Source organism: Enterobacillus tribolii (assembly GCF_003363015.1).
GTDB classification, from domain to species: Bacteria; Pseudomonadota; Gammaproteobacteria; order Enterobacterales; family Enterobacteriaceae; genus Enterobacillus; species Enterobacillus tribolii.
Genome location: NZ_QRAP01000006.1, coordinates 136841 through 153382, shown reverse-complemented (window position 1 = coordinate 153382; position 16542 = coordinate 136841). Strand labels below are relative to the sequence as shown.

Annotated in this window: 15 protein-coding genes and 1 other RNA gene; 4 read left to right on the top strand and 12 right to left on the bottom strand. The window is 55.0% G+C overall.

The genetic code is table 11. The annotated features are described in order from the left end of the window. Nucleotides 1-4: 4 nt before the first annotated feature. The 6 genes from C8D90_RS13865 to C8D90_RS13840 all read right to left on the bottom strand — a co-directional run bounded on the left by C8D90_RS13865 (nucleotide 5) and on the right by C8D90_RS13840 (nucleotide 7496). On the bottom strand, nucleotides 5-1117 hold the full coding sequence (locus tag C8D90_RS13865; RefSeq protein WP_162844408.1) for an ABC transporter permease: 1113 nt from the start codon (nucleotides 1115-1117) through the stop codon (nucleotides 5-7). A 10-nt stretch (nucleotides 1118-1127) separates the two neighbouring features. Continuing rightward, nucleotides 1128-2408, bottom strand: a complete 1281-nt coding sequence (locus tag C8D90_RS13860) for an ABC transporter permease (RefSeq protein ID WP_115459046.1) — start codon at nucleotides 2406-2408, stop codon at nucleotides 1128-1130. Between the two features lie 2 nt (nucleotides 2409-2410). Further along, entirely contained in the window at nucleotides 2411-3781 is a 1371-nt protein-coding gene (locus tag C8D90_RS13855) for a Fe-S-containing protein (RefSeq protein ID WP_115459225.1), read from the bottom strand. Nucleotides 3782-3920: 139 nt separating this feature from the next. Then, the gene (locus tag C8D90_RS13850; RefSeq protein ID WP_115459045.1) at nucleotides 3921-4448 is read right to left on the bottom strand and encodes an iron transporter; all 528 of its coding nucleotides are present in this window, start codon (nucleotides 4446-4448) and stop codon (nucleotides 3921-3923) included. Nucleotides 4449-4529: 81 nt separating this feature from the next. Further along, nucleotides 4530-6446 carry an FTR1 family iron permease gene (locus tag C8D90_RS13845; RefSeq protein WP_115459044.1) on the bottom strand — a complete coding sequence of 639 codons (1917 nt, stop codon included), beginning with the start codon at nucleotides 6444-6446 and terminating at the stop codon, nucleotides 4530-4532. Between the two features lie 141 nt (nucleotides 6447-6587). Further along, nucleotides 6588-7496, bottom strand: coding sequence for a LysR substrate-binding domain-containing protein (locus tag C8D90_RS13840; protein ID WP_115459043.1), 909 nt, complete (start codon nucleotides 7494-7496; stop codon nucleotides 6588-6590). Between the two features lie 140 nt (nucleotides 7497-7636). On the opposite strand from C8D90_RS13840, the gene C8D90_RS13835 reads away from it, so the two are divergent. Both C8D90_RS13835 and C8D90_RS13830 read left to right on the top strand, forming a co-directional pair. After that, nucleotides 7637-8827, top strand: a complete 1191-nt coding sequence (locus C8D90_RS13835) for an MFS transporter (protein ID WP_115459224.1) — start codon at nucleotides 7637-7639, stop codon at nucleotides 8825-8827. Between the two features lie 11 nt (nucleotides 8828-8838). After that, on the top strand, nucleotides 8839-10020 hold the full coding sequence (locus tag C8D90_RS13830; protein WP_115459042.1) for an amidohydrolase: 1182 nt from the start codon (nucleotides 8839-8841) through the stop codon (nucleotides 10018-10020). A gap of 31 nt (nucleotides 10021-10051) precedes the next feature. On the opposite strand, the gene C8D90_RS13825 is transcribed toward C8D90_RS13830, so the two are convergent. From C8D90_RS13825 to ffs, 3 genes are all read right to left on the bottom strand, one after another. Continuing rightward, nucleotides 10052-10396 (bottom strand): DUF2623 family protein, encoded by a 345-nt coding sequence (locus C8D90_RS13825; RefSeq protein ID WP_115459041.1) that lies wholly within the window; start codon nucleotides 10394-10396, stop codon nucleotides 10052-10054. A gap of 788 nt (nucleotides 10397-11184) precedes the next feature. Continuing rightward, entirely contained in the window at nucleotides 11185-11562 is a 378-nt protein-coding gene (locus C8D90_RS13815) for a putative T6SS immunity periplasmic lipoprotein (RefSeq protein ID WP_115459039.1), read from the bottom strand. A gap of 972 nt (nucleotides 11563-12534) precedes the next feature. Next, an RNA gene (gene ffs / locus C8D90_RS13805) (signal recognition particle sRNA small type) lies at nucleotides 12535-12631 on the bottom strand. 150 nt (nucleotides 12632-12781) lie between these two features. On the opposite strand from ffs, the gene C8D90_RS13800 reads away from it, so the two are divergent. After that, complete coding sequence (locus C8D90_RS13800) at nucleotides 12782-13108, top strand: MGMT family protein (RefSeq protein WP_147291363.1); 327 nt, start codon at nucleotides 12782-12784, stop codon at nucleotides 13106-13108. Between the two features lie 29 nt (nucleotides 13109-13137). On the opposite strand, the gene C8D90_RS13795 is transcribed toward C8D90_RS13800, so the two are convergent. Next, complete coding sequence (locus C8D90_RS13795; protein WP_115459037.1) at nucleotides 13138-13659, bottom strand: YbaY family lipoprotein; 522 nt, start codon at nucleotides 13657-13659, stop codon at nucleotides 13138-13140. A gap of 249 nt (nucleotides 13660-13908) precedes the next feature. On the opposite strand from C8D90_RS13795, the gene tesB reads away from it, so the two are divergent. Next, nucleotides 13909-14769 (top strand): acyl-CoA thioesterase II, encoded by an 861-nt coding sequence (gene tesB, locus C8D90_RS13790; protein WP_115459036.1) that lies wholly within the window; start codon nucleotides 13909-13911, stop codon nucleotides 14767-14769. Between the two features lie 54 nt (nucleotides 14770-14823). Here the strand turns inward: tesB and amtB are convergent, their stop codons facing one another. Beyond that, on the bottom strand, nucleotides 14824-16107 hold the full coding sequence (gene amtB, locus C8D90_RS13785) for an ammonium transporter AmtB (RefSeq protein ID WP_115459035.1): 1284 nt from the start codon (nucleotides 16105-16107) through the stop codon (nucleotides 14824-14826). A gap of 34 nt (nucleotides 16108-16141) precedes the next feature. Next, the gene (glnK, locus tag C8D90_RS13780) at nucleotides 16142-16480 is read right to left on the bottom strand and encodes a P-II family nitrogen regulator (RefSeq protein WP_038627577.1); all 339 of its coding nucleotides are present in this window, start codon (nucleotides 16478-16480) and stop codon (nucleotides 16142-16144) included. Between the last annotated feature and the right edge of the window lie 62 nt (nucleotides 16481-16542).

Below are 16542 nucleotides of genomic sequence, written 5' to 3'. Positions count from 1 at the left end.
ACCGTTATTCTCCTTTCAATACTTTGGCCGGTTCGATCTTAACGGCGCGGAAGGTGGGCAGCACGGCGGCGATCAGCGCGACCAGCAGGGAAAGCGCCAGCGTCAGCGGAATCACCTGAATGCGCAGGCCAATCGACGCTGAAAAGACCGTCTGCCCCAGAATTTGGGCCAGCACGTAACCCAATACAATTCCGACGACCACGGCAAACAGCGCGACCGACAGGGTTTCCGCCATAATCTGGCGCACGATGTCGCGACTTTTGGCGCCCAGCGCCTTTTGCAGGGCAAACTCGCGTGCGCGTTCGCTGACGATCGCCATCAGCGTGGTATTCACGCACAGCGTGGACAGCACCAGAATGACCAGGGAAACCAGCCCCATCAGCCCTTTGATTTTCTCCAGCACCACGCCCTCGGAGGCGGAAACCTTACGGATCGGGCGGATCTCCAGATCGGGGTAATTTTGCTGCAACGTCTGCGCGAAGCTCTCCACCTGGCCCTGTTCGTTATTCACGCTCAGCAGCGCATGACTGATGACGCCCGGCCGGTCAAGCCAGCTCTGCGCCAGCGGCAGGTTGATGATCAGCACGTTGTCCGTGGCGTCGCCCGCCTCAACGATTCCTTTGATTTGCAGCGGCTTTTTCTGGTCGCCGTCCACCAGCACCACCGTGTCGCCCAGTTTCAGCTCAAGGCGGTTCGCCAGCTTATAGCCAATCATGGCGTTACGGTCGTCAAAGCTGACGCCGATCCAACTGCCGGTGACCTGCCAGTAAGGCACAATCTGCTTCAGCGACTCGAACCACACGCCCATCACCACCACTTTTTCCAGCTCGGTGCGGGTGGTGCCATACAGATAAGGCGTTGCGGCGTTGACGATTTCCGGCGGCGCGGCGTCCATGATTTTCTGGTACTCCGCCTGCGCCATCGAATGACCGTGGCCGGGACCGATATAGAAGTTAGCGCCGAAGGTGCGTAATTCCTGGCTCATCTTGGCGTTGATGTCAAAATACACCGCCGACATCGCGGTCACGATCGCCGCGCCGACGGTCAGCGCGGCAAACACCACCGCCACGCGTTGCATGCGCAGTCGCAGCGCCCGCCAAACCAGGCGCCAGAACATACTTTGCGCTTTACCGGCCATACAGCACCTCCACCGGATAAAGACGGGCAATACGCCGCGCCGGGAACCAGGTGCCGGCCAGCGCGATCAGCACCGACAGCACCAGTACGCAGGGAACCACGATCCAGGCGAAGCTGAGCGGCGCATCAAACAGCATCAGGCCGATGCCCTTCGCCAGCCCCCAACCCGCCAGGCAGCCCAGCAGGCCGCCGATTACGCCGCTGATAGCGGCCTCCAGATAAAACAGCGCCATAATCTGCCACTGCCGCGCGCCGAGCGCCTTCATCAGGCCAATCTCCCGCGTGCGCTCCATGATGTTGCTGGTCATCAGCGACGCAATCCCCATCGCCGACGCCAGCAGCGCGGCCAGCGTGACCACCGCCAGCAGCAGCTGAATTTTTTCAATCACCACGCCCTCTGACGCGGCCACCTGCCAGATCGGTCGGACGCCGGAACCGGAAATCGCTTCTTCCAGCTGGTGTGCGATGGAGGAGACATATGCCGTGCAGTACCACAGGTCGTACTCCTCGGCATCCAGCGACTCCAGATCGGCGCGCGCCTTACGCGACAGCGCGTTTTCCGGCACCGTCAGCGCCGAAACGCGCACCGCCTGCACTTTGCCCGGCAGCCCCAGCAGCGTTTGCACCTGCGCCAGCGGCATCACCAGTTGCTGCTCCTCATCACCGCCGCTGGCCAGAATGCCGCTGACGACGATCGTCATTTCGCCTTTCGGCCCTTTCACGCGCAGGCTATCCCCGGCCTTCCAGCCGGTTTGCTGCGCCAACAGTTGCCCCACCAGCGTCTGATGGGCCGCGCCGTCCTCTTGCGGCCATGCGCCGCTGATCTGCCAGTAAGGGCTGATGGTTTTCTGCCCGGTGTGGTAATCCTCTTCGTCCGGCACATCGACCGCCTGGTCGAAGAAGGTGCCAAGCACCGCCACGTCCTTGCCGTCAATGCTCACTTCACCGCTGAGCAGCGGCGCAAAGCCGACGATGTTATTGCGCCAGAAGATGTCTTTGATGTTGGGCAACTCCGCCGCATCAAGAAATTCCTGCCCGGCCAACAGGTTATTGCTTTCGCCGAACAGGGCCGGCAGCGTGGCCTGCCCCGCCGGTTCAATCAGAATGTTGGCGCCGTAGGATTTCATCTCGCGCGCCATCTTGTCGCCGACGTCAATCGACACCGCCAGCAGCGCGGAGATCAGCCCGGCGGCCAGAAAGATGGTGATGACCGCCAGCGATTTTTTACCGGTTTTACGCGACCAGGATTGTCGCAACATTCGCCATAACATGGTCAGCGGGCCTCCTGTACGTATTTCTCCGGGTTATCCCTGAAGGCTTCGAAGTTCGCCTCCTTGGAGAAGAAATAGGTTTTTCCGGCAAAGGTATATCGGTACCGGGCCTGGGTGTTGGTCAGCCGGCTGCCGTCCACGGGGTCGGTCACTTCCAGCGTCACCACCGTGTTGAAGTAGTTAAGCCCCGCCTCCAGCGCCTTCTTGCCGATGGTCAGTTCCGTATCGTTCATCGCCCAGTCGTCGATCGGCACCGGGTTACAGCCGCCCGGTTTGCCGATCGACGGAATAAAGATATGCACGTCGCAGGCTACGCAGATCACCTGGTTGCCTTCCATGACGTAGCCCTGATCCCCGCACAGCAGGCAGGCGTCGAACACCACGCCCAGCCGCAGCTTGTCGGGATAACGGTTAATGACGAAGAAACGCACGGCTTTGCCGTCGTCGGCGACCCAGACAAAGCGGTGCAGCTTGCCGTCCTTCACCTGTTCCAGCGGGATATGAATCTGATCGTCGGCCGCCAGCGTGACCGGCTGAGCCTCGGAGAGACGCGGCGGCTGCGAGGCGATCTTATCCCAGTAAAGCTGGGCGCCAATCGCTGCCGCTGCCAACAACAGCGTGACGATCATCGTCCGGCGCGCATCCAGATAGCGGGCTTCCGCCCTGCGCCGTTCGATCGGGTCCTGCTGCGCCCGCGCCTGCCGCAGGGGCAGCACCCTGCGCAGCAGAAAAACCAGGCCGGTCAGCAGCAGCAACCCCGTGCTGACGTAGTTAATCAACGCGCTGGCGTTGGTCACTTTCGCCACATAGCTCAGCAGGGATTTTGTCAGGCCCAGTACCTGGAGCTTCATCAGCGCCAGTATCAGCATGCCGGAAAGCGGCAGCAGCAGTACCAGCGAAAATGCGAACAGCAGCGGCCAGCGCAGGGCGCGGATCCGGCTGACGCAAACGGCGATCAACGCAGCGGACGCGGCCACGAGCGCGATGCCGCACACCACGGCGCTGACGTTAAGAATCAGATCGGTGTTCACCACGCCGGTGGCGGTGATGGCACTCAGATTGGGCGTTTGCCCCCAGCGCACGGCGGCAGCGAACAGCAGGATAAACAGCCAGAAATAACTCAGGCGCACGGAAGAGATGCCGCGGGTCACCAGGAACAGCAGCACGCCCGCCGCCTGAAACAGCGTGAAGGCGAGCATCCACTGTTGTGAACGGGGAAAATGAATACCGGCGGCCGTTCCCGCCAGAAAAGCCAACAGGCTCAGCCACACAACGGGGCGCAATTGCGCCGCCCGCTGCGGCGCCCATCCCACGCCCAGTAAAAGCGAAACGGGTAAAAACGTTTGCAATACCGCAACCAGGAAGTAATTCATCATGGGTCATTGTCCTGCATGGTGTGTTGTCCTGCGTTCCTTGCCCGGCCATCACGATTCTGATGAGCAAAAGGGTAAACACCGGGTGAAGCCGGTATTTACCCTCAGCCCACGGATGGAAAAACCGTCCGTAAGACGATCAGTTCAGACCGACGTATTTGAAGTCGAAGCTGACGTCAAACGGCTTCCACCAGCGGCCTACGCCGGTTTCGCTGTCGGTATGACGATGCAGGCCCGCTTTTGACGGCGGTTCAATGTGGTAGGTGACCTTGTAGTTACCCACGCCCATCATCTTGATGTTGGCGCCGTAGTGCGGGCCGTCACCGGCGACCATCGGCATGAAGGTGCCTTCCTGTTTCTCTCCGGTGTCAGTGTTAACCAGCGTGTAGGAAATCGTCAGGTAGGGCATCCACTCGCCGGCGCCAAAGCCGTTTTTGTTTCCTTCAACGGAATGAATATCCGCTTCCAGATGGATGTCCGCTTTCGCCGCCGGCAGACCCATGCCGCGCGGTTCCATGTCGATCGGTTGCAGATAGACCGCTGCGATCTCCATTTCATTCATCGTAACCGGCTCGCCCGCAGGGTATTCTTTAAAAGCGAATGCCGCCGGTGCGGTTAACAGACCAGCGATAAATGCACCGGTAACAAACGTTTTATTCATTGCCATTATTCCATCCTCATTATCATGTAATCCGTTAACCTTTCAGCGCGTTAACGTCATTGTTTAAAGTGCGCACAGTGCTTCCGGTTATACGTTCGCCTCCTCACGGGGCGAATTTCTTCTCATTACCCACAGGGCGATCAACGCCGCGATAATCAGCACCGCCTGCGGGAGTAAAGTTTCCATATAGGGATAGATGCCCAGCCAGACGATCTCCGGCATCCACGACAGCAGCGTCGGCTCAAACAGCTTGCCTTCAATCAGCTCCAGCACGCCTTTACCGGCGAACACGAAGGCCATCAGGTACATAAAGCAGCCGGTGAACATAAAGAAGGGTTTGAGCGGCAGCCTCACCACGCTGTAGCGCATCACAAAGTAGGCGATCAGCAGAATCACGCAGCCGATGACAAAACCGGCCAGAATCGAGAGATGGCCGCTCACCGTACTGGCATCGCCGACCAGGGCGAAGTAGAACAGCACTGTTTCCGCGCCTTCACGGTAAACCGCCAGGAAGCTGGTCAGCCACAGCCCGACCATTGAGCCGGCCGACAGCGAGTGGGAAAGTTTGCCTTCCAGATAGGCTTTCCAATGGCTGGCTTCCACTTTGGACAGCAGCCAGTAGCTCATGGAGAACAGCATGACGACCGCGATCAGCATCGTCACGCCTTCCAGCAGCTCGCGGCTGGCGCCGGAGTTGGAGAACAGCCACTGGAAGATAAGCGCTGTCGCCACGCTGGCCAGCAGCGCGACGTAAACGGACTGGCGGATCAGCGGCAGCTTGTCCTGATGGTTGTTCTTCACCAGATACGCCACGATCGCCGCGACGATCAGCAGCGCTTCAAGCCCCTCGCGCACGATGATCAGCAGGCTGTAAATCAGCAGACTCCAGACGGTCTGCCCGCCGCTGCCCAGCATTTCCACCGCAGCCTGGAGATCGGTTTGCAGCGCCTGGGATTGTTGTTCAATTACCTCCGCCGGTTGGCCGTCTTTGATTTGGCTGACCATGCGGGTGAAGTGGTTTTCGATTTTGCTCTTAAACGCGGCGTCGCGGGAGCCGATCTTGTTTTCCATGCCGCTGGCTTCGAACAGATCGAAATAGGCGTCCTGAATCGCCATCATCGCGCCTTTGCGATCGTCGCCGCGATATTGCGCCAGCGCCGCCTTCACCGCGCCATTGATGTCGCTGACGACCTTCGCCCAGTCGGAATCCGGCGTGTCGTCTGCAACGGAGGATGCGCCGGGCGCGGCGGCCGTTGGTTGATCTTCGCGCGTCGTAGGCAGGCCGGGCAGGGCGTCTTCAATCTCCTGCAACAGGGCCGTGGTTTGGTAGCTGACGTCGTTCATTTTGCCGGCTTCGCCGCTGATGGCGATCAGCGCGCTGAACTGGCGGTTAATCTCCCCCGCCAGTTGGGAAGAACGGTTCTGGCGAATCGACATCTCCATTTCAGAGTTTTTGAATCCGTCATACTGCGCCTGCTGCACCTTGCGGCGCGCCTGCGCATAGTCGCCTTCCTGATAGAACGCGATGGCTTCGGCCAGCAGATCGTCTATCGTTTTGAAGTTTTGCTGCCAGTACAGCGCAATCTGATCGTTCTGATAGGCGCCGTGCTGCTGTTCGGCGGTCAGCTTATGGCCGTCCTTCAGCACTGGCAGCACGCCATCCAGCTCGTCCTTCAGCCAGCGGATCTTCGCGTCTACCTCGGCCTGCGGTTTGCCGTCGCCGATCATCTTACGGATTTCGCCGAAGGCGGCTTCCATCTGATAGCTTTTCTGCGCGGAAATATTAATGCGGATCGGCCCTTCAAGGTTTTCGAAAACCTCAAAATAGGCCATCTGCACCTCAGTGCGGGCCTCGGCGATTTGCTGCTGTTGGTAGAGCTGGGAAGTTTTGTCCAGGCGTTGGCGAATGTCATCGGCCAGATGCTGATAATCCGTCGCCAGGGCAACCGTACTGAGTACCCACCATCCTATGAGAAAAAACAACGCACTTTTAAGGATACGCATAATTATGATTTTAGATCTAATAGTGATAATCATTCCCATTGTAATTGATGGCGAATGATTATTAACCTGATCTTCGTCAAAATTATGGTTAACGTTCGACGTCAACGCATTGATTAATAAATATTATGAATTAGCACGCACTTACCACGGATAATGTCGGCAGGTTTCCCTCAGGCGAACCAGAAATTGCCGGGCGTTGGTCGTAAGCGCGGATTTCCGCGACCAAACCACGCAATACTGCGCCGCAGGAAGCGTCTGGATCGGCAGGACGACCAGCTTGTCGTCCAGGGTCAGCGGGTGGCTCATCGCCCTGGCGACGATGGTCAGGTAGTCTGCTTCCAGCACCATGCTCAACCCGGTGATTACCGAGTCGGTACGCAGCGGCGTTATGGCGATCTGGTGATAAAATTGGGTCAGCTCATTTTGCAGTTGCTGATAATAGCCGTAAGTGGATTCCGGCAGCAGCCACTTGGCATGACGCAGCGCCATCAAATCGCCGGCCTGCGCCAGAGGATGCCCTTTACGCGCCACGATGCAGAACGGCGCGGTAAACAGCGGTTCGATCATCACGCCCTGCGGCGGCCGCATCGGGTCGATTGAACCGATAGCCAGATCGATTTCGCCATTGCGCACGCCGGGCAGCAATGAGGAAAGCTGCCCTTCCTTGACGGTGAGCCGCACCTGCGGCAACGCCTGCTTGAAGCCGTCTGCGACCGACGGAAACACGGTCAGGGCAATCAATGATGAGAAACCGATCGTCAGCGTACCGTGAGTGAAGTGATTAATCTGATCGACCTCGTCAGCGGCACGCCGCAGCTCCTCCAGGACCCATTCCGCCCGCTGGGAAAACGCGATGCCCGCCTCGGTCAGCGTGATCCCTTCTTTACTGCGTAATAAAAGTTGCGTGCCAAGAGTTTGCTCCAGCTCACGCAACGTGCGGCTCAGCGCGGGCTGGGATTGCTCCAGCTCCCGTGCCGCCGCGCGGATGCTGCCGCTTCGCGCCACCTGCCGGAACGCCTGAAGATGGCTGATTTTGGGTAAATATTTCATTGCTTGCCTATATCAGAAAAAAGCATCACCTATAGAAAAATTATATCTTCCCGCCAATTTGGTAAACCCCTAACCTTTATGCAGGGATACGTTCCCCATACCCCTTCCCCACCTATCCGACGCTCAGGGCGGTAATGATTATGAAAAGCCAGTCGCAGATGATATTCCTGCTGTTTATCGGCTATGTCATTGTTTATATAGACAAGACGGTAATGGGCTTCGCCCTGCTGCCGATAGAGAAAGAGTTCGGCCTCAGCACGACGCAGTTGGGCTATATCACCGGCATCTTTTTTCTCGCCTATTCCCTGTTTCAGGTTCCCGCCGGCTGGCTGAACGATCGTATCGGCTATAAAACAATGCTGATCCTGTCGCTGTGCGCGCTGGGCATTTTTGCCCTGTGCTTCGGCGCGCTGGGCATGAGCTTCGGCCTGTTGCTGCTGTTCCGCTTTCTTTCCGGCGTGGGCCATTCCGGCTACCCCTGTTCCTGCGCCAAGGCCGTGGTCAGCAACTTCAGCGTAGAGAAGCGCACCTTCGCTCAGTCGGTGCTGCTCTCTTCCGCCGGGCTGGCGATGACGGTCGGACCGATTATCGCGGTTTCCGCGCTGGCAGCGTTCGGCTGGCATGCGTCATTCGTCGCGCTGGGCGCTATCGCCTGCGCGATTGCCGTGCTTATCGCGCTGCGCGTGCCTTACCAGCGCCCGGAGCGGACGACTAAAACGCAGGCCGGCGGTCAGGCGCTGTGGCGCAACCCGACCGTGCTGCTGCTGTTTCTCTCTATTTTTTGCGTCAACATTCCCAGCTACGGCCTGATGGCCTGGCTGCCGAAGTTTTTCGTCCAAAGCATGGGCATGCCGCTGGAAATTTCAGGATATATCGTGGCGGCTGGCGGCCTGGGTATCTGGATCTCCTCACTGGGCTCCGGCTGGCTGGTGGGGAAATATTTTCAGAACCGTGAGCCGTTGGTGATCCTGACCTGCGCTTTAATCAGCGCGGCCGCCATTTTCGCGATTTATCACACCACCACGGCCGTTGCCGCCAGCGTTCTGCTGTTTATCGGTGAAATTTTCCTGATGGCGACGTTCGTTACCGCCTTTACCCTGCCGATGAAGCGCCTGCCGGAAAACATCATGGGTTCCGCCATCGGCCTGATTAATACCGGCGGTACGCTGGGCGGCTTCGTTTCCCCTATCGTCATCGGTTACCTGGTGGGGCAAACGCAAAATTACGCCGGCGCCTTTATCTTTCTGGCGCTGGCGATGGTCTGTTCAGGGCTGGCTATCGTGCCGCTGATGAAATCCGGGAAGGCCGCTGCGCTTCCTGTCACTGGCTGAAGGAGAGTTTCATGAATGCCGAAACCGAAAATTTGCTCCACGCCGCCAATGCCGATGTTATTCGTTGGCGCCGGCATATCCATGCGCATCCCGATCTCTCTTTTCAGGAGAAACCAACGGCGGACTACATCGCCGCGGAGCTGGAGCAGTTAGGCGCGCTGGAAATCACGCGCCCGATGGAGAACAGCGTGGTTGCGCTACTGCGCGGCGGGAAACCCGGCCCAACCTGGGCCTTGCGCGCCGACATTGACGCCCTGCCGTTGCAGGAAGAAAGCGGGGAGTCGTTTTCATCCAGCAAACCCGGCATCATGCACGCCTGCGGCCACGATGCGCACGCTGCGATGCTGATGGGCGCAGCGCAGGTGCTGTGCCAAATGCGCGACAGGCTGAGCGGCTGCATTAAGTTTATCTTTCAGCCGGCGGAAGAAGTGCCGCCAGGCGGCGCGCGTGAACTGGTGAAGCTCGGCGTGGTGGATGACGTCGCGAAGATTTTCGGCCTGCACGTTTTCCCTGGTATTCCGGTGGGAAAGATGACGTTAAAAGAGGGGGTGTATGTTGCCTCCAGCGATAACTTCGACATCATTATTCATGGTCAGGGCGGGCATGGCTCGATGCCATATTTGTGTATCGATCCGGTGGTGATCGGTGCTGAAATAGTGTCCGCATTGCAGACTATCGTCGCCAGAAATATCGATCCGATCAATGCGCCGGTTCTGACGATCGCCACGTTCCAGGCTGGCGACAGCTACAACGTTATCCCTGACAGCGCGCGTTTGGCCGGTACGCTGCGTACCCATAATCAGCAGGTGCGTGAGCAGGTCCCTCAGTTGATGGCGCGGATCGTTGACGGCATCGCTCAGGCACATAATGCCCGCTGCGAGATCCGCTGGCAGCAGGGCTATGCGGTGGGAAACAACCATGATGAAACCAACGTCATCGCCCGCGCTGCAATAGAGCAACATTTCCCACAAGGGACATTGCATATTGCCGAACGTCCGTTATTCGGTAGCGAGGATTTTTCGTCTTATCAGGAAAAAGTGCCGGGTACATTTCTGTTTATCGGTTGCGGCAATGAAGAGAAAGGCGCGGTGTGGAACGTACATAACCCGCACTTCTGCATTGATGAAGACGCGTTGGCTATTGGAGTGAAAACGCACGTTGCGCTGGTCAGTGCGTTGATTGACGGGGAGTAAGAGTAAGGTGCGCTGGCGGTGTGGCTTCAGCTCAGGCGGAAGACATCGCTTCCGGCCACCCGTGCGTGGTTTCATCCCGTTCAATAGACTGCGCCGTAATTGCATAGCCTGACACGAAAGCGCTCACGGACGAGCTCCTTTGGTATTCGGTGAAGATGTCGATCATGGCTTCTTTATCAAGACCATATTGCCGGGTCAGACACCCCGCCACCCGCGAGGCCAGTTCTGTGTCGTGGGTTGTCTCCATCAGATGATGGGTATAGCCAATCACGTAACCACGTTTGAAGTCGTCACAGTAGCCCGTAATCCTTTGAGAATTCATCGGTTGTTTACTGTGAATTCCCTTCATCAGGCCCCTTCCGAAGTGATTGTCCATAGGGTTTCTCGCTTGGCGCTTATCGATATGCAAAATAATATATAGCGAGTGACTGAGGGAGGAAATACCTCTTTGGATTTAGTTGGGGGAGACTACACTGCCGCAATGCGTCCGTTTTTTCGCTCCATAACCGAGAGCACAGAGCATATCTGAAAATACCGTAGCATCACGAGCAAATGAGAATTCTTTATTCAGGTTCAAGTATAAGCGTAATGGCATCTGCCAGTCATCGCTGCTGCTCTGATGCTTACCGTGTCTGAAATACTGCTCTGCGCTGCCCAAGAATCACGCCGGTCCGTTAACTATTCTTATATACATATTTTGTTAATTGACATAATATGCCATAAGTCAATGGATGATATAGGAAAATATTGTGAGTGGAAATTCGCTAATATTAAAAAATTTCAGTTCAATATCTGGAGTATTGATGCTGGTGTTTCTGTTAATAGCTTTATTTATCCTGGTAGATTCAATCCCTATGCTCTATGAGGTATTTATTGTAGATGGGTTTACATCATTCACCATTGGAGTATTGGTTGGTAAGTTTTTATTTATTTTCTTTTGCCTGATTATCTCTTATTTCCTCTTCAAAAGACTGAAGAAAAAAAACAAGACGTTGTCATAACCCCTTACCTGTAGAAGTAATAACCTGGTTGTTCAATTCAACTCGTTCATCATCTATCAGCACCAGATTTCGCTGCTCAGCTTCGCTCACACATCCTTCTGAAATAGACACAAAAAACCGGGTCGTAAGACATACCTAGCCCGGTTTCTGATTGCACTAATTACTATCTCTCTAACCTTATCTCATCGCCATTCTTAACAAATACGAAATTTGTTTCATAGGGATACAGGGGGGTTTCAACAATTATGCTGTAAGTCACCCCCGGTACAAAATCAAAATCACTGATTCCGGGAACGCACTTACCTGCTTCCAGAGGGATTGGATTCATAGCATATGATTTATCATAAACATATTTGTTTTCTCCCCCCTTCCAGATTCGCACATTCAGTATATTTTCATTTTTTACAATATCTTTCTGGTCAATAAATATGCATAATTTACCATTCATAACTTCTGCTTGCGCTGAGTGCAGATTAATCTTATCCCCTATGGGGCAACCGGATAAGAAAAAGGGAACAAGGAGGAGTAGATATTTTTTCATAACGGCAGCCCTGCGCTTTTTATAATTGGTTGAAACTTAGATAATGTAGTTTTATCTATAATTCCAATATATCGCCTATCTTTTAGTTTAAAAAAACCACTCACACCATATGTTTTCAGATACCAATAATCGGAGATGATACTTGCCTGTTGCTCCATTCCATAATCGCTCAAACGTGTTTTATCGAGTTTATAGTAGTAAGGCCACGTGTACGAACCCACATCCCCCTCTCACGTTGCCATACATGAGCCATTTCGTGGATAAATGTATGTTGACTGGGAGTACTCGCAATTGAGAAATCCTTCCAATACATCTCCTTTCTAAACTACAACTCACCATTAGGTGCCATTGCTGTGTATTTTGGTTGTGCTCCAAAAGGGAGGTATGAGTCGCAGTGTACGATTACACGCTTGTAATCGATTGAATTGCCGTATAGCTCCCGTGCTATTGCTATCTCACCAATGGTGAGTGGTCGTCGTGTTCCTTCCTTGTGCTCCTGCCCCATCGGTACATCCCTCAATCCAGAAGAAACTACATTATTTCCTATAAATTAATCATGTTACCATTAAATATAACTTATAATAGCATCCCTTGTGTACTCTATTTTTTAGCTTATTTGTGGGGATGTAAAATCGTATTCTTTTTTGTCCATATACATAAAAATTTTATAATCTTTCGACACTAATGCATTGATATTATTAATTTTAATGATATTAACATCTCCATTACATATAAGTATCTCTGAGCAAGGTGAGAAGAAATCCCACCAACACTAAGCACTAAAATCAAAAAGGCCAGATACCAACTAAAATAAATATAATAGCGAGATATATTAAACTTCTCAGCTGATAACAACGCCCCTGATTTTCTCAATGGCCTGACAGAAATTTTTAGATTTACGTTATAGTTTCAATGCACGAAACCGGGGGTTTATATGATGAATATCATTAGGTTAGCCAGAATGGGTGGAGGCCCTGCCAGCTACATCCCGGCACACACGTCGCCTGCTGCGGCTGCTTCCTTCCGGACCTGACCGAGTTCACAGGGTAATGTTGCGGGAGAACCAACAGAGCCTCCATTGATGACGCCGGAAAACCGGCGCGCTGGCATTATCCGTAAAGCTCCGCACAAATGCAAGGCGCGTCAGGCTAAGCGTTGTTTTCTTAAACAGGGATCGCCATACTGGGCCGCTCGGTATGTTCAGACGGATACTCTGCCCATGAAAGATCAACACCCCATCCCCGACGATAATTTCCGCCAACGGGTTTTCACCATCGTCGCGGCAATTCCCTATGGCAAAGTCGCTACTTACGGGCAGGTCGCGCAGTTGGCCGGCGCGGCGCGGGCAGCACGTCAGGTTGGCGGGGTATTAAAACGCTTGCCGGAAGGCTCAGCGTTGCCCTGGTTCCGGGTGGTCAATCGGTTCGGACAAATTTCACTGCCCGGCCCCGGCTATCAGCGCCAGCGTGATGCGCTTCAGGCGGAAGGCGTCGTCTTTACCGATCACGGCGCCATCGATCTTGATATGTTCGGCTGGCGTCCCTGAAACCCCAGGGACGCCGTCCTTCGAATGCATTACGGCGCCAACGTTATTCCGCTGGCGGCTTCATCACGCATCGGAGTGGCCGCTTCAGGCGAAGCCGGTACCAGCAGCAAATCTTTCTGCGTACCCGCGTTATTGTTAATCACTTCGTTAACCGTATCGGTCACAAACAACAACTTGCCATCCACGCTGATCGCCGCACTGAGGATGATGCGGTGCTGCGGCTGAATCAGCTCCTGCTCGTAAGGCAGAGTGAAGTAGAACGGCGCCTGTGAACCTTCGGTACGGAAGGCTTTCTGGGCCACGATCTTAGCCGGCGCATCTGCCAGGGAAATATCAGACAACGTAACGGTAACTACCGCAGTAGGCGGCAGCGCCATGCGCTGGCGGATATTTACCGAGCCCTTAATCGCCGGGCCGTTAACCGGTGCATTTGCTCCCACAGCCGGCGAAGTCGGAAGATCGCCAAACATCTCCACACCACGCGGATTAGAAGAACATCCGGCTACCGCCGCAACGATCATGGTACAACCTGCAATTTTCCAGAGTTTCATCGTGTCAATCTCCTTTCCAGCAGCTCCGCCCCGGTCATTTTCGGATTTTAGCCCGGCCAAAACAGGAGCTTCGTCTAGCTTACATTGTAATTATGGCACAACACACTACACCATTCCTTTTTACTTTCCAAATATACGCAAATACAACGAGATAGGATAGCATTATGAAACGTCATTCAGGCAAGTTTATTTGCTAGAATTGTCTTCACATTATGACGCATACATGCCGTTCACCTAAGGATTTCACCGATGAGTCAGGCCCTGAAAAAACTGTTGGATTTATTGGAACTGGAGAAGATCGAAGAAGGAATTTATCGCGGCCAAAGCGAAGATTTGGGGCTGCGCCAGGTATTCGGCGGTCAGGTTGTCGGTCAGGCGCTGTATGCCGCCAAGCAGAGCGTGCCTGTGGATCGTAACATCCACTCCTTTCACAGTTACTTTTTGCGTCCTGGCGACAGCAACCAGCCCATCATCTATGACGTAGAAAACCTGCGCGACGGCAACAGCTTCAGCGCCCGCCGCGTCAAGGCCGTGCAGCACGGTAAACCCATTTTCTTCATGACCGCCTCATTCCAGACTCATGAGGAAGGTTTTGAGCATCAGAACGTTATGCCGCAGGTTCCCGCCCCGGAAACGTTAATTTCAGAATCGGATATTGCCCGTCAGATGGCGCACCTGATACCGGAAGCCGCACGGGAGAAGTTCACCAGTGAGAAACCGCTGGAAATGCGTCCCGTGGTATTCCATAACCCTTTAAAGGGAAAAGTAGAAAAACCCGAGCGTTACGTTTGGTTCAAAGCCAACGGTGAAATGCCGGACGATCTGCGCATCCATCAATATTTGCTGGGATATGCTTCCGACTTCAATTTCCTGCCCACCGCCCTGCAGCCACACGGCAAAGGCTTTCTCGAGCCGGGGATGCAGGTAGCGACTATCGACCATTCCATGTGGTTCCACCGTCCGTTCCGTCTCGATGACTGGTTGCTTTACGCCGTGGAAAGCCCTTCCGCATCAGGCGCCAGAGGATTCGTACGCGGGCAGTTCTACAACCGCAAAGGCGAACTGATCGCCTCCACGGTGCAGGAAGGCGTCATCCGGGTACGTGGATAAAAAGAAAGGGCGGTCACTCTTCGCCGCCCTTTCCCCTTCAACTGTATTTTATGCTTACTGGTTATACGCATTCTCGCCGTGGCTGTTGACGTCCAGCCCTTCCCGCTCCTGCTCTTCCGGCACACGCAGCCCGACAAACATATCAGCAATCTTGAAGGCGATCAGCGCCGCAACGCCGGACCACACGACGCACACCACAACGCTCAGCGCCTGTACGCCCAACTGATGTCCCATGGTGACGCCCTGCGCATAGCCGGTGCCGCCTAACGACGATGCGGTAAGAATCCCCGTAGCCAGGCACCCGATGATGCCGCACACGCCATGCACGCCGAATACGTCGCAGGTATCGTCAACATGCAGCCAGCGCTTAAGCACCACAACGCCCCACAGCCCGGCCACGCCGGCGATCAGCCCCAGCAGCAGCGCACCGCCCACGCCAACGGTTCCCGCCGCGGGCGTTATCGCCACCAACCCGGCGATGCATCCTGAACAAGCCCCCAGCAGTGAGGGTTTGCCGCGCGCCATCCACTCGGCGAAAATCCAGGAGAGAATTGCACCGGCGGTTGCTACCACCGTATTCACAAACGCCAGTCCGGCAATTTCGTTCGCCATCCCGGCAGAACCGGCGTTAAAGCCGAACCAGCCGATGTACAGTACGGCAGTGCCGAGGAAAACCATCGGCAGGCTGTGCGGTTTGAACGCTTCTTTACCAAATCCGGCACGTTTGCCCAGTAAGTAAGCGCCTGCCAGACCGGCAATCGCGGCATTGATATGCACCACGGTGCCGCCGGCAAAATCAAGCGCGCCATCCGCAGCCAGGAAGCCGCCGCCCCAGACCATATGCGCCATAGGCACGTAGGAAAAGGTGAACCACAGCACGGAAAAGATCAGTACCGCGGAGAAGCGGATGCGTTCTGCAAATGCGCCGACAATCAGGGCAACGGTAATGCAGGCAAACGATCCCTGAAACGCGACGTGGATCATCTTATAAAACGTACCGACCAAATCCGTCAGCCCGATCCCCTTCAGCAGCAGCGCATCCAGGTTGCCGAAAACGGCGTTCCCTTCACCGAAGGCTAACGAATACCCGTAGATGACCCACAGGACACAGACCAGGGCAAACGTCACCGTCACCTGCGTCATCAGCGAAAGTACGTTTTTTGCGCGCAGCAAACCGCCATAAAACAGGGCGATGCCGGGGATGGTCATAAACAAAACCAGCGCGGTGCACAACATCATAAAGGCATTGTCCGCCTTATCGGCCACGGCCGGCGCGGCCAACGCGGCGCCGGGCAACAGCAGGCACCCCAGAAGCAAAACGGATAAACGAGTTTTCATGATTAATCCCATCCCTATCGGTGTGAACGGTGAGTTAAAGTGCAGCTTCGTCGGTTTCGCCGGTACGAATACGAATCACGCGCTGCAACTCGGCAACAAAAATTTTCCCGTCGCCAATTTTTCCGGTGTATGCCGCTTTGCTGATGACATCGACCACTTCGTCGAGCTGATCGTCAGCAATCGCTACATCAATCTTTACTTTGGGCAGAAAATTCACGCTGTATTCCGCCCCACGGTACAGCTCCGCATGACCTTTTTGCCGGCCGAACCCCTTTACCTCGGTGACGGTCAATCCCTGAATACCGATTGAAGATAACGCTTCGCGCACATCTTCCAGCTTGAATGGTTTGATAACCACGGTGACCAGTTTCATATGACCTCTCCTCAACAGTATCCGCAAATATGCATCCACAGGAGTATCAGCAAAGGGTGTGC

Coding starts and splice junctions, on each gene's coding strand:
- C8D90_RS13830 (WP_115459042.1), top strand. CDS start 8,839: ATGAATGCCGAAACCGAAAATTTGCTCCACGCCGCCAATGCCGATGTT.
- C8D90_RS13855 (WP_115459225.1), bottom strand. CDS start 3,781: ATGAATTACTTCCTGGTTGCGGTATTGCAAACGTTTTTACCCGTTTCG.
- C8D90_RS13845 (WP_115459044.1), bottom strand. CDS start 6,446: ATGCGTATCCTTAAAAGTGCGTTGTTTTTTCTCATAGGATGGTGGGTA.
- C8D90_RS13860 (WP_115459046.1), bottom strand. CDS start 2,408: ATGTTATGGCGAATGTTGCGACAATCCTGGTCGCGTAAAACCGGTAAA.
- glnK (WP_038627577.1), bottom strand. CDS start 16,480: ATGAAACTGGTCACCGTGGTTATCAAACCATTCAAGCTGGAAGATGTG.
- C8D90_RS13795 (WP_115459037.1), bottom strand. CDS start 13,659: ATGAAACTCTGGAAAATTGCAGGTTGTACCATGATCGTTGCGGCGGTA.
- C8D90_RS13825 (WP_115459041.1), bottom strand. CDS start 10,396: ATGGACAATCACTTCGGAAGGGGCCTGATGAAGGGAATTCACAGTAAA.
- amtB (WP_115459035.1), bottom strand. CDS start 16,107: ATGAAAACTCGTTTATCCGTTTTGCTTCTGGGGTGCCTGCTGTTGCCC.
- tesB (WP_115459036.1), top strand. CDS start 13,909: ATGAGTCAGGCCCTGAAAAAACTGTTGGATTTATTGGAACTGGAGAAG.
- C8D90_RS13835 (WP_115459224.1), top strand. CDS start 7,637: ATGAAAAGCCAGTCGCAGATGATATTCCTGCTGTTTATCGGCTATGTC.
- C8D90_RS13850 (WP_115459045.1), bottom strand. CDS start 4,448: ATGGCAATGAATAAAACGTTTGTTACCGGTGCATTTATCGCTGGTCTG.
- C8D90_RS13815 (WP_115459039.1), bottom strand. CDS start 11,562: ATGAAAAAATATCTACTCCTCCTTGTTCCCTTTTTCTTATCCGGTTGC.
- C8D90_RS13800 (WP_147291363.1), top strand. CDS start 12,782: ATGAAAGATCAACACCCCATCCCCGACGATAATTTCCGCCAACGGGTT.
- C8D90_RS13840 (WP_115459043.1), bottom strand. CDS start 7,496: ATGAAATATTTACCCAAAATCAGCCATCTTCAGGCGTTCCGGCAGGTG.
- C8D90_RS13865 (WP_162844408.1), bottom strand. CDS start 1,117: ATGTTCTGGCGCCTGGTTTGGCGGGCGCTGCGACTGCGCATGCAACGC.